Origin of the sequence: Streptomyces sp. NPDC102437 (assembly GCF_044765565.1) — a bacterium.
Taxonomy (GTDB): Bacteria; Actinomycetota; Actinomycetes; order Streptomycetales; family Streptomycetaceae; genus Streptomyces.
Window position 1 is genome coordinate 241990 of the sequence record NZ_JBIWKI010000005.1, and the last position, 12455, is coordinate 254444.

12 protein-coding genes are annotated in these 12455 nt (G+C 67.2%); 9 read left to right on the top strand and 3 right to left on the bottom strand.

Annotated features, from left to right (window positions below):
- Nucleotides 1–70 precede the first annotated feature (70 nt).
- The 3 genes from gnd to dnaA form a co-directional block, all read right to left on the bottom strand.
- The gene (gene gnd / locus ACIRJP_RS09360; protein WP_358946868.1) at nt 71–949 is read right to left on the bottom strand and encodes a phosphogluconate dehydrogenase (NAD(+)-dependent, decarboxylating); all 879 of its coding nucleotides are present in this window, start codon (nt 947–949) and stop codon (nt 71–73) included.
- A 131-nt stretch (nt 950–1080) separates the two neighbouring features.
- On the bottom strand, nt 1081–2211 hold the full coding sequence (gene dnaN / locus ACIRJP_RS09365) for a DNA polymerase III subunit beta (RefSeq protein WP_072487582.1): 1131 nt from the start codon (nt 2209–2211) through the stop codon (nt 1081–1083).
- Nucleotides 2212–3324: 1113 nt separating this feature from the next.
- Nucleotides 3325–5130 (bottom strand): chromosomal replication initiator protein DnaA, encoded by a 1806-nt coding sequence (gene dnaA / locus ACIRJP_RS09370; protein ID WP_404170307.1) that lies wholly within the window; start codon nt 5128–5130, stop codon nt 3325–3327.
- A 380-nt stretch (nt 5131–5510) separates the two neighbouring features.
- On the opposite strand from dnaA, the gene rpmH reads away from it, so the two are divergent.
- From rpmH to ACIRJP_RS09415, 9 genes are all read left to right on the top strand, one after another.
- Nucleotides 5511–5648, top strand: a complete 138-nt coding sequence (rpmH, locus tag ACIRJP_RS09375) for a 50S ribosomal protein L34 (protein WP_030930485.1) — start codon at nt 5511–5513, stop codon at nt 5646–5648.
- Nucleotides 5649–5666: 18 nt separating this feature from the next.
- A complete protein-coding gene (rnpA, locus tag ACIRJP_RS09380; RefSeq protein ID WP_404170311.1) occupies nt 5667–6038 on the top strand; it encodes a ribonuclease P protein component in 372 nt (123 codons plus the stop codon).
- On the top strand, nt 6035–6394 hold the full coding sequence (yidD, locus tag ACIRJP_RS09385; RefSeq protein ID WP_358946872.1) for a membrane protein insertion efficiency factor YidD: 360 nt from the start codon (nt 6035–6037) through the stop codon (nt 6392–6394). The genes rnpA and yidD overlap by 4 nt, the downstream gene beginning before the upstream one ends.
- 3 nt (nt 6395–6397) lie before the next feature.
- Nucleotides 6398–7660, top strand: a complete 1263-nt coding sequence (yidC, locus tag ACIRJP_RS09390) for a membrane protein insertase YidC (RefSeq protein ID WP_383711230.1) — start codon at nt 6398–6400, stop codon at nt 7658–7660.
- 14 nt (nt 7661–7674) lie between these two features.
- Complete coding sequence (locus tag ACIRJP_RS09395; protein WP_266731337.1) at nt 7675–8184, top strand: R3H domain-containing nucleic acid-binding protein; 510 nt, start codon at nt 7675–7677, stop codon at nt 8182–8184.
- Nucleotides 8185–8294: 110 nt separating this feature from the next.
- On the top strand, nt 8295–9011 hold the full coding sequence (rsmG, locus tag ACIRJP_RS09400; RefSeq protein ID WP_266731335.1) for a 16S rRNA (guanine(527)-N(7))-methyltransferase RsmG: 717 nt from the start codon (nt 8295–8297) through the stop codon (nt 9009–9011).
- A 291-nt stretch (nt 9012–9302) separates the two neighbouring features.
- Complete coding sequence (locus ACIRJP_RS09405) at nt 9303–10379, top strand: ParA family protein (RefSeq protein ID WP_404170476.1); 1077 nt, start codon at nt 9303–9305, stop codon at nt 10377–10379.
- The gene (locus tag ACIRJP_RS09410; RefSeq protein WP_404170316.1) at nt 10376–11476 is read left to right on the top strand and encodes a ParB/RepB/Spo0J family partition protein; all 1101 of its coding nucleotides are present in this window, start codon (nt 10376–10378) and stop codon (nt 11474–11476) included. The genes ACIRJP_RS09405 and ACIRJP_RS09410 overlap by 4 nt, the downstream gene beginning before the upstream one ends.
- Nucleotides 11477–11704: 228 nt before the next feature.
- Nucleotides 11705–12322 (top strand): GNAT family N-acetyltransferase, encoded by a 618-nt coding sequence (locus ACIRJP_RS09415; protein WP_266731332.1) that lies wholly within the window; start codon nt 11705–11707, stop codon nt 12320–12322.
- Nucleotides 12323–12455: the final 133 nt, after the last annotated feature.

Consider the following 12455-nt stretch of genomic DNA (forward strand, 5'->3'; position numbering starts at 1 on the left):
TTCCCGGCTTCCTGCTCCGTGCTTCGTGGAGCGGACCGGACGCTCTGGACCGGCCCGCTTCCCGTTGCGGTTACTTCTTGTTCTCGACCGCGTGGCCACCGAACTGGTTGCGCAGCGCGGCGATCATCTTCATCTGCGGGGAGTCCTCCTGGCGCGAGGCGAAACGCGCGAAGAGCGACGCGGTGATGGCGGGCAGCGGCACCGCGTTGTCGATCGCGGCCTCCACCGTCCACCGGCCCTCGCCGGAGTCGGCGGCGTAGCCGCGGAGCTTGTCGAGGTGCTCGTCGTCGTCCAGCGCGTTGACAGCCAGGTCGAGCAGCCAGGAACGGATGACCGTGCCCTCCTGCCAGGAGCGGAAGACCTCGCGCACATCGGTGACGGAGTCGACCTTCTCCAAGAGCTCCCAGCCCTCGGCGTAGGCCTGCATCATGGCGTACTCGATGCCGTTGTGGACCATCTTCGCGAAGTGGCCGGCGCCGACCTTGCCCGCGTGGACGGACCCGAAGTCGCCCTCGGGCTTCAGCGCGTCGAAGACCGGCTGGACCTTGGCCACGTTCTCGGCGTCGCCGCCGTACATCAGCGCGTAGCCGTTCTCCAGGCCCCAGACGCCGCCGGAGACGCCGCAGTCCACGAAGCCGATGCCCTTGATGCCCAGCTCGACCGCGTGCTTCTCGTCGTCGGTCCAGCGGGAGTTCCCGCCGTCCACGACGATGTCGCCGGGCGAGAGGAGACCGGCGAGCTCGTCGATCGTGGCCTGGGTCGGGGCACCGGCCGGAACCATCACCCAGACGACCCGGGGACCCTTCAGCTTGCCCACAAGCTCTTCGAGGCTGTGGACATCGGAGACGTCCGGGTTGCGGTCGTAACCGATGACGGTGTGGCCTGCGCGGCGGATGCGCTCGCGCATGTTGCCGCCCATCTTGCCGAGGCCGACGAGACCGAGCTCCATCAGAGATTCCTTAAGCGTTGTGCCGATTCGTACCCGAGGACGAGCCTACGCCCGGCCGGGGACGGAACGACGGGCATGCTCGACGCCGAGCGTGCCCGTCGGGAACCGCCGTGCCAGGACCGATGACCGGATCAGCCGGAGAGGCGGACCGGCATGATCAGGTACTTGTACGCGTCGTCCGCCTCGGCGTCCACGGCCGGGCGGCCGCTGAGCAGCGCCGGCTTGGTGGACGTCGTGAACGAGAGCTGGGCGACCGGGGAGTCGATCGCGCTCAGCCCGTCCAGCAGGAAGGTCGGGTTGAAGGCGATCGAGATGTCGTCGCCCTCCAGCACCGCGTCGACCCGCTCCACAGCCTGTGCGTCGTCGCTGGAACCGGCCTCCAGGATCAGCACGCCCTGCTCGAAGCTGAGCCGCACCGGGGTGTTGCGCTCGGCGACGAGGGCGACACGCTTGACGGCCTCGACGAACGGCGCCGTCTCGATGACCGCGACCGAGTTGAACTCGGTGGGGAAGAGCGTGCGGTACTTCGGCAGATCGCCTTCGAGCAGCCGCGTGGTCGTACGACGGCCGGCACCCTCGAAGCCGATCAGACCCTCACCGGCACCGGAGCCGGAGAGCGCCAGGGTCACAGTGTCACCGCTGGTCAGGGCCTTGGCGGTGTCCAGCAGTGTCTTGGCGGGCACCAGGGCGACGGCGGAGGCGTCCGGGTTCTCCGGCTTCCAGAGGAACTCGCGCACCGCGAAGCGGTAGCGGTCGGTCGAGGCCAGGGTGACGGTGTCGCCCTCGATCTCGATCCGCACACCGGTCAGCACCGGCAGTGTGTCGTCGCGGCCCGCGGCGATGGCGACCTGGGCGGCGGCCGAGGCGAAGACCTCGCCGGGGACCGTGCCGGTCGCGGTCGGCATCTCGGGAAGTGCCGGGTACTCCTCCACAGGAAGGGTGTGGAGTGTGAATCGCGAGGAGCCGCAGACCACGGTCGCCCGTACACCGTCTGTGGAAATCTCCACCGGCCGGTTGGGGAGGGCGCGGCAGATGTCGGCGAGCAGCCGGCCGGAGACCAGCACCGTGCCGTCCTCCTCGACCTCGGCATCCACCGAGACCCGGGCCGAGACCTCGTAGTCGAAGCTGGAGAAGCTGAGGGCGCCGTCCTCAGCCTTCAGCAGAAGGCCCGCAAGAACGGGCGCCGGCGGACGGGCCGGGAGGCTACGGGCCACCCAGGCCACAGCCTCCGCGAGTACATCGCGCTCCACCCGGATCTTCACCGGAACCGCCTCCTGCTGTTGCTCGCTCGCCCTGCTGGCCTTCGTCGTCTGATCGCGTCTTCCGCCGCCGAGGCAGCGAGGACGCCGGGGACCAGTCTGACGTACGGCACCGACACTCGGTGCTGCTCGGGGTCAAGTCGCGACAAGAGGTTCGGAGAGCTCCGGCGCCGAGTTGTGCACAGGCCCCACTTCGAAGCGGATTCCGGGCTAACTCTATGTGGCAGTAGTAGTAGGGCCTGTGGAAACCGTGGATAACGTCGTTTCCGCAGGTCAAGCCCCGTTTTTTATCCACTGCCCCTGTGGGCGGCACCGGTGGACAACACGGTGCTTCTGTGGACACAGGAAAGTTCTGCACACCCGATGCACAGGGCAGGGGGGTTTCTCCCCAGGCCTGTCCCCAGCTTTACCCAGGTTCCCCACAGCCCAACCGACCCTCTTGGTGTGACGCCTTTCACTCGGCGCGGTGAAAGGCGGTGCAGCGTTGCCGAACAGTGGACAGAGGTGTGGAGAAGCAGCAGAGAGCTGGGGACAAGACGGCTCGGCCTGTGGGTCGACGGTGGACAACTTCATCCACGCCCTGTGGACGAATATTTTGTCCACAGGCTGTGGATCACTGTTGACCACAAATCCCCAACCCCTTGACCTGGCCTGATGGAGTATCGGCAGTCGCCCCTGTGGAAGCAATATGGACAACTCCCGGATCCCCAGGCTGTGGAAGGGAAAAACTCCCCAGATCTGTGGAGAACAGGCGGTCAGCTGCAGGTATTCGAACAGCGCGACGGCGCCGGAGCGGCGGCAGCGGTTCCTGGAACGGGTCCGGGGAGGGTCTCGGGGCGGCTGCGGACGGCTCCTGAGCGCCGTCCGGGCGGTCTCCGGACCCGTTTCCGGGCGGTCTCCGGACCGTTTTCCGGCTCCGCAGGACGCTGTCGGGCGTGCCGCAGACTTTCCCCGGCGCTCCCAGCCACTCCCCCGGGCGCTTCCCAGACGTTCGCCGGACGCTGCCCAGGTACTCCCCGGGCGCTCTCCAGGCAACGAAAAGGGCGCCCGAGGCCCCTGTTGAGGGTCCTCGGGCGCCCTTCCGGCGCGTACGGAGCGTCTGCCGACGGTGGTGCGTCAGCCGTTCTTGATGCGGTTGGTGAGCTCGGTGACCTGGTTGTAGATGGAGCGCCGCTCAGCCATCAGCGCGCGGATCTTGCGGTCCGCGTGCATCACCGTCGTATGGTCGCGGCCGCCGAACTGCGCCCCGATCTTGGGCAGCGAGAGATCGGTGAGTTCCCGGCAGAGGTACATGGCGATCTGGCGGGCCGTTACCAGCACCCGGCTGCGGGAGGTTCCGCAGAGATCGTCCACCGTGAGACCGAAGTAGTCCGCGGTCGAGGCCATGATGGCCGTCGCCGTGATCTCCGGAGCCGAGTCCTCGCCCCCCGGGATCAGGTCCTTCAGCACATGCTCGGTCAGTCCGAGGTCCACCGGCTGCCGGTTGAGGCTGGCGAAGGCCGTGACCCGGATCAGCGCCCCCTCCAGCTCCCTGATGTTGCGGGAGATCCGGGAGGCGATGAACTCCAGTACCTCCGGCGGGGCGTTGAGCTGCTCCTGCACCGCCTTCTTGCGGAGGATCGCGATTCGCGTCTCCAGCTCCGGCGGCTGCACATCGGTGGTCAGGCCCCACTCGAAACGGTTCCGCAACCGGTCCTCCAGGGTCACCAGCTGCTTGGGCGGCCGGTCGGAGGACAGCACGATCTGCTTGTTGGCGTTGTGGAGCGTATTGAAGGTGTGGAAGAACTCCTCCTGCGTCGACTCCTTGCTCGCCAGGAACTGGATGTCGTCGACGAGCAGGATGTCCACATCCCGGTAGCGCTTGCGGAAGGTGTCGCCCTTGCCGTCGCGGATCGAGTTGATGAACTCGTTGGTGAACTCCTCGGAGCTCACATACCTCACCCGGGTACCGGGATAGAGGCTGCGGGCGTAGTGACCGATGGCGTGCAGCAGGTGGGTCTTGCCGAGCCCGGACTCCCCGTAGATGAAGAGCGGGTTGTAGGCCTTGGCCGGGGCCTCGGCGACCGCGACCGCCGCGGCGTGCGCGAACCGGTTGGACGCGCCGATCACGAAGGTGTCGAAGAGGTACTTCGGATTCAGCCGGGCCGCCGGCTCGCCGGGGCCGGGCGTGGGAGAGGGCTGCGAGCCCATCGGCCCGGTGGCGCCGCCGGGCCGTCCGGTGCCGGCGCCGCCCTGCCGGTGCTGCGGCTGGTGCTGCTGCTCCTGCATGTCGTGGTGCTCGGGGCGCTGCTGCTCGTAACCCTGGCGCTCGGGCGGCTGCGGACGGTAGTCGTGCTGCGGCTGCTGGGGGCGGCCGCCGCCGTACGGCTCGCGCCACTGCTCCGCGGGAGCCTCGCGGTCCTGGAACCCGCCGAGCCGGGGCTGCTGCCAGGAGAGGTCCTCCTGGGTGCGCGGCCACGCACCGGGTTCGGGGCGCTGCTGCTGGTAGTCGGGGTAGGCCGGCCGGGCGGTCGGCATGCCGTCGTCGGCGGGCCGGTGTCCGTACCCGTCGTACGCGTCGTTGTGCTGCCGCTCGTCGTGCTGCGGTCCTTGGTAGCGGTGCTGCTGGGGCTGGTGCATCGGCGGCGCGGGCGGGCTCGGCGGTTCGCCCGCGGAGTCGTCGACGGTGATCGCGATGCGGATCGGGCGGCCGCATTCGCGGCTCAGCGTCTCGCTGATGAGCGGCGCGAGCCGGCCCTCCAGGACGCGCTTGCCCCATTCATTGGGCACCGCGAGCAGTGCCGTGTCGGCGACCAGAGCGAGCGGCTGGCAGCGCTCGATCCACTGCTTGTCCTTCGGCTCGATGCCCTGCTGGCCCTCCCCGAGGAGTTGCTCCAGCACTCGTGGCCACACTGCGGCAAGATCGGCAGGTACGTCAGCCACGGGGCACGCTCTCTCGCTGGTCCCACGAATGTGTGGTTCTCGGGACGGTATGGGTCGGTATGGGTGAGGACCGGCAGGCAGGAAGAAAAGAACCGGAGCTCAGCCACGGTAGTCAGGCCGACCCGCGTGGTTCAAGTCGTTGTCCACAGCCTGTGCACAGTGGGGGGTGCTGTGGAGCCGGTTTGACCGGATGGCGTAGCCGCGCGTACCGTGACCAGGTCGAGTTGTCGATGGCTGCTGCCGCCTGCCTCCGATGGGCAAAGATCACGATCTGTGATTGTGAAGCGGTGCACTAGAGCGTTTACGCGAGTCTCTCGTGGGCGCACGGTGACAGCCAGGCGATGTCCCGCCAACACACGAGTCATTTCTGGAGCCCCCTAGTGAGCAAGCGCACCTTCCAGCCGAACAACCGTCGTCGCGCGAAGACCCACGGCTTCCGGCTGCGCATGCGCACCCGTGCCGGCCGCGCGATTCTCGCGTCCCGCCGTGGCAAGGGTCGCGCCAACCTGTCCGCCTGATCGCTTACAGGTCATGACGTGCTGCCTACCGAGAATCGGCTGAGGCGGCGCGAGGACTTCGCGACCGCAGTACGTCGAGGACGCCGGGCCGGCCGCCCGCTACTCGTCGTTCATCTACGCAGCGGTGCAACGGACCCGCACGTGACTGGGGAGAATGTTCCCCCGCCGCGTGCGGGTTTCGTTGTCAGCAAAGCTGTGGGTGGAGCGGTTGTGCGCACAGCGGTGAAGCGGAAGCTTCGCCACCTGGTCCGCGAACGGCTTGCCCTGCTGCCCCCCGGTAGCCTGGTTGTCGTACGAGCGTTGCCCGGAGCGGGCGACGCCGACCATGAACAGCTGGCCCAAGACCTGGACGCCGCTCTCCAGCGGCTGCTGGGAGGGGGCGCGCGATGAAGTACCCGCTGCTGGCTCTTATCAAGCTGTATCAGTGGACGATCAGCCCACTCCTCGGGCCTGTCTGCCGTTACTACCCGTCGTGTTCCCACTACGGATATACGGCGATCGACCGGCACGGAGCGATCAAGGGAACCGCGCTGACGGCTTGGCGCATCCTGCGGTGCAATCCGTGGTCACCCGGTGGCGTGGACCACGTTCCACCACGCAAACGTCCGCGTTGGCATGAACTCCTGCGTAATGCCATGCGCGGTGGCAAGGGCGGGGACTCCGCCGCTGATGCGCCTGTCCGGGGATCGGACTCCGAACCCCCGAGTCGGGCCGCAGAGACTTCGCCCAATGCTCAAGGAGCCTGATTAGTGGACACGATTGCCAGTCTGTTCAGCTTTATCACCTGGCCCGTCTCATGGGTCATCGTCCAGTTCCACAAGTTGTACGGGGCGATCTTCGGACCCGACACGGGCTGGGCCTGGGGCCTGTCCATCGTGTCCCTGGTGGTGCTGATCCGGATCTGCCTGATCCCGCTTTTCGTCAAGCAGATCAAGTCGACCCGCAACATGCAGGTGCTCCAGCCGAAGATGAAGGCGATCCAGGAGCGCTACAAGAGCGACAAGCAGCGTCAGTCCGAAGAGATGATGAAGCTGTACAAGGAGACGGGTACCAACCCGCTCTCCTCGTGCCTTCCCATCCTGGCGCAGTCGCCGTTCTTCTTCGCCCTGTACCACGTGCTGTCGGCCATCGCCTCGAACAAGAAGATCGGTGTCATCGACCAGTCGCTGCTCGACAGCGCCCGTCAGGCACACATCTTCGGTGCTCCGCTCGCCGCCAAGTTCATGAACAGCGCGGATGAAGTCGCGGCTCTCGGTGCCTCGCTCACCGACGTCCGGGTCGTCACCGCGGTCATGATCGTGATGATGTCGGCCTCGCAGTTCTTCACCCAGCGCCAGCTGATGACGAAGAACGTCGACCTGACGGTCAAGACCCCGTACATGCAGCAGCAGAAGATGCTGATGTACATCTTCCCGCTGATCTTCGCCGGCATGGGCATCAACTTCCCCGTCGGTGTCCTCGTCTACTGGCTGACCACCAACGTCTGGACCATGGGTCAGCAGATGTACGTGATCAACCAGAACCCGACCCCGGGCAGCAAGGCGCAGGACCAGTACCTGACGCGTCTGCTGAAGAGCGTCACCGCGCACGGTGAGGTCCGGGGCAGGACCCGGCGCAACACCGTCAAGCGGATCGTGGCCAAGGGACCGGACCGCAATGACATCGAGCGGAAGTTCGTCACGGGGCTGGCCAAGCTGGGCCTCGCCGCCCAGGAGGACGGCACCGTGATCAAGAGCGAGACCGCTGTCGCCGAGGCCGAGGGCGGAGCCGCGCAGCGGCGTCAGCAGCCCAAGCGCCAGACCAAGGCCCAGCGCCAGACCGGTACCGCACAGGCGGGGACCAAGGACGCCGACTCCACCGAGTCGGGTTCCAAGACCTCTCTGCAGAAGCGGGACGCCGCGCAGGACGAAAAGCCCAAGCCGGCGGGCAAGCCCGCGTCCGGCTCCTCACGCCAAGCCAAGTCCGGACAGCGCAAGGGCCCGCAGCGGCCCAAGCACCCGTCCAAGAAGTAAGAAGGAGTCCATCCGTGACGGAAGGCACCACCTCCACGGCCGCTGAGGGCAGCGACACCTTGACCCGCCTTGAGCAGGAGGGCGAGATCGCAGCGGATTACCTCGAGGGTCTGCTCGACATCGCCGACCTCGACGGCGACATCGACATGGATGTCGAGGCGGACCGGGCCGCGGTCTCGATCATCAGCGACTCGGCACGTGATCTGCAGAAGCTCGTGGGCCGCGACGGTGAGGTGCTGGAGGCGCTCCAGGAGCTGACGCGGCTCGCCGTTCACCGGGAGACCGGGGACCGCAGCCGGCTGATGCTGGACATCGCGGGCTTCCGGGCCAAGAAGCGGGCGGAGCTTGCCGCGCTGGGTGCCAAGGCCGCGGACGAGGTCAAGAGCACGGGCGAGCCGGTGAAGCTGGACCCGATGACGCCGTTCGAGCGCAAGGTCGTCCACGACGCGGTCGCGGCCGCCGGTCTGCGCAGCGAGTCCGAGGGCGAGGAGCCGGAGCGCTTCGTCGTCGTCCTCCCGGCCTGACCGGACCCTGGTTCTGTCGGCCCCGTCTGTTCGCAGGCGGGGCCGATCTTTGTCAGCCTGATAGATCAGCCACCCACAGTGCGGTAGTGCGGTATGGAAGGACGGTTCCCGTGACGGCGGAAGTAGAGCTTCCCCAGGCGCCCGAAGGGGCGCGGGCGGTTTTCGGCGAGTTCTTTCCGGAGGCTGTCCGGTACGCGGAACTGCTGGCGGACGCCGGGGTGAAGCGGGGGCTGATCGGCCCGCGTGAAGTGCCGCGGCTGTGGGAGCGGCATCTGCTGAACTGCGCGGTGCTCTCCGAGGTCGTGCCCGAGGGCGTCACCGTCTGCGATGTGGGTTCGGGGGCCGGCCTTCCCGGTATCCCGCTGGCGCTGGTGCGCCCCGACCTCAAGATCACCTTGCTGGAGCCCCTGCTCCGGCGCACGAATTTCCTCCAGGAAGTAGTGGAGCTGCTGGGCCTGGACCATGTGACGGTCGTGCGTGGCCGGGCCGAGGAGGTTCTGGGGTCGCTCCAGCCGGTGCACGTGGTGACGGCTCGTGCCGTGGCACCGCTGGACCGGCTGGCCGGCTGGGGCGTTCCCCTGCTGCGTCCGTACGGGGAGATGCTCGCGCTCAAGGGGGACACCGCGGAGGAGGAGATCGCTGGGGCACGCGCGGCTCTGAGCAAGCTCGGCGTGGTGGAGACCGAGGTGCTGCATGTCGGGGATGGCGTGGTCGACCCGATGTCCACGGTGGTGCGTGTGGTGGTCGGTGAGAGTCCCGGCGGTGTGAGGTTCGCCGCAAAGAGGGCCAAGGCCGCCAGAACGAGCCGCACGAGGCGACGCCGCTGACGTCTCCGTTCGCTCCGCAGGATCGAGTGCTGCGTACTGTTCATGCCGTCTGCCGGTGGCGGGTCCGGTACGTAGTGGTATGCACCCATACGGAGTGTCGTGCCCCTGTAGCTAAGCTGCGGGGGCATCGTGTTTCACGTGAAACGTCGCTCTCTGCTGCATGGAATCATCAGCCGCGGTCGCGCGGCTGCCGCGCCGCGGCATCGCAGGCCCGTTAGGGCTACGGAGTTGTCCACAGAAGTGGATTCATCCACAGAAGAGCGGGCCTCGCTGGTTCACGACCCCGAAAGCATGGCAGGCTCTGCTCATTGCGAGCCTGAAGTCGAGGAGAGTGAATCCTTGCGGTCCGACGCCAACATTGCGGGACCGATGACCGATCCGGTCCCCGGTCCCCGAACCGAATCGGCGGGGGACGGTGTTTCACGTGAAACACCGCCGCCGATGGACGACACACCCATCGGCCGCGCGGCCCAGCTGGCGGTCGAGGCCCTTGGCCGCGCCGGCGAGGGCCTGCCTCGTCCTGACCGGACGCGCGTCATGGTGGTGGCCAACCAGAAGGGCGGAGTGGGCAAGACGACCACGACGGTCAACCTTGCTGCCTCGCTCGCGCTTCACGGCGCCCGTGTTCTGGTGATCGACCTCGACCCGCAGGGGAACGCCTCTACGGCTCTGGGTATCGATCACCATGCCGAAGTCCCCTCCATCTATGACGTCCTGGTGGAGAGCAGGCCGCTCTCCGAGGTGGTTCAGCCCGTACCGGACGTCGAAGGCCTCTTCTGCGCCCCCGCCACCATCGATCTCGCCGGTGCGGAGATCGAACTGGTGTCGCTGGTGGCGCGGGAGAGTCGACTGCAGCGAGCGATCCAGGCGTACGAACAGCCGTTGGACTACATCCTCATCGACTGCCCGCCTTCGCTCGGTCTGTTGACGGTCAATGCCCTGGTTGCCGGGGCCGAGGTGCTGATCCCCATCCAGTGCGAGTACTACGCGCTGGAAGGGCTGGGTCAGCTACTGCGGAATGTGGACCTCGTGCGGGGGCATCTCAACCCCGATCTCCATGTATCGACGATCCTGCTCACCATGTACGACGGCAGGACCAGGCTCGCTTCGCAGGTTGCGGAGGAGGTGCGCAGCCACTTCGGCAAGGAGGTACTGCGGACGAACATTCCGCGATCGGTGCGTATCTCGGAGGCGCCCAGCTACGGGCAGACCGTTTTGACCTATGACCCGGGTTCCAGTGGGTCGCTGTCGTACCTCGAAGCGGCGCGTGAGATCGCCCTGCGGGGTGTCGGGATCCACTACGAGCCCCAGCATGCCCGGACGGGCATGGGGAACAGCCAGCAGAGCATTTCGGAGGGGATTCAGTGAGCGAGCGTCGAAGAGGGTTGGGGCGTGGGCTGGGTGCCCTGATCCCCGCCGCTCCGCAGGAGAAGCAGGTGCCGCCCGCGGGGATGGGATCGACCCCTGCCGGGGCGAATCCTGTGCTGACCGCGGAGCGAGGGGTGGCTGCGGCAAAGGTGGCCGCTCGCGCGGGCACTCCGATCGTGCCGGAGCCGGGCGCGCCGATGTCGGAGCCCGGAACGGGCGCGGGGTCGGCGGGACCTGCCGGGGCGTACTTCGCCGAGATTCCTATCGGCGACATCACTCCCAACCCCCGCCAGCCCCGTGAGGTGTTCGATGAGGACGCGCTTGCGGAGCTGGTGACCTCCATCAAGGAGGTGGGTCTCCTTCAGCCTGTCGTTGTGCGGAAGGTGGGGCCGGAGCGCTATGAGCTCATCATGGGCGAGCGGCGCTGGAGGGCCTGCCGTAAGGCGGAGCTGAAGCAGATTCCGGCTATCGTTCGGGCCACGGACGACGAGAAGCTGCTCCTGGACGCGCTCCTGGAGAACCTTCACCGGGCTCAGCTGAATCCGCTGGAGGAGGCAGCCGCGTACGACCAGCTGCTCAAGGACTTCAAGTGCACGCATGACCAGCTGGCCGACCGAATCGGGCGTTCGCGGCCGCAGGTGTCCAACACCCTGCGTCTGCTGAAGCTGTCGGCTCCGGTACAACGGAGGGTGGCCGTCGGGGTGCTGTCGGCCGGTCATGCGCGGGCCCTGCTGTCCGTTGACGACTCGGAGGAGCAGGACCGGCTGGCCCATCGCATTGTGGCCGAGGGGCTGTCGGTGCGTGCGGTCGAGGAGATCGTGACGCTCATGGGCTCCAGTGCCACGAGCCCTGCCAAGGCCAGGGGGCCGCGGGCCGGCGGCCGGGTGTCGCCCGCCCTGTCCGATCTCGCCACCCGGCTATCGGACCGCTTCGAGACCAGGGTGAAGGTCGACCTCGGTCAGAAGAAGGGGAAGATCGTCGTCGAGTTCGCGTCGATGGAGGACCTGGACCGTATTCTCGGCAGCCTGGCACCGGGCGAGGGACGCGTGCTGGAGCAGGAGTCCGCAGAGGAATCCGCCGAGGGCGACGAGGGCTGATCCTGCCGATGGGGGATGTCGGGCGGGCTGTGTTCCGGTGGTTACCGGGACACAGCCCGCCCTTTGCTTTCTCTCGGTGTCGGCTTCATCCCTGGGTCGATACGATGCGTTCTGGTATGGCACATCCGGGTTGAGCCACCTCGGTAGAAGGGGCCATACGGTCAGTGAACGGAGTGCACTGACCGTCGCACGCGGTGCGGCGGGCGAAGGAAGCGAGGAACAGCCTTCATGGGGCGTCGGCTCGTACCGCTCACACTGGACAACCTTTCCGATCTCCCCAGACGATGCCGCTCATGTGTCTTCTGGGAGCTGGATCCGGTCAGTGGGGAAGCTGCGGTAAAGGCAGGGACGCCCGAGTTGGAGAAGGAGGCCTGGATCTCGGCCGTTCTCCTGGAATGGGGGTCGTGCGGCCGCGTTGTCCATGTCGACGATGTCCCGGTGGGCTACGTGCTCTATGCGCCGCCCGCCTATGTACCGCGCTCGACCGCGTTTCCCACCAGCCCCGTCTCCTCCGATGCCGTGCAGTTGATCACTGGTTGGATCATGCCGGGCTACCAGGGGCAGGGGCTGGGCCGGGTCATGGTGCAGACCGTCGCCAAGGATCTGCTGCGCCGGGGGTTCAAGGCGATCGAGGCATTCGGCGATGCCCGGTGGAAGGAGCCGGCCTGTGTGCTTCCCGCGGACCATCTGCTCGCAGTCGGCTTCAAGACCGTACGGCCGCATCCCGTTCATCCTCGGCTGAGGCTGGAACTGCGCACGACGCTGTCCTGGAAGGAAGACGTCGAACTGGCCCTGGACCGGCTGCTGGGCGCGGTACAGAAGGAGCCGGCGCTGAGGCCGCTGTGATCCGAGAGCCCAGGGCGATCCGAGCTTCCATGACAACGTGAAACGGGTCCATCCCCCCGAGGGACGGACCCGTTTCACGTGAAACAGTGGCGTGCGGTACGCCTGGGGCCTCTCGTTTGGATCAAGCCGGGCT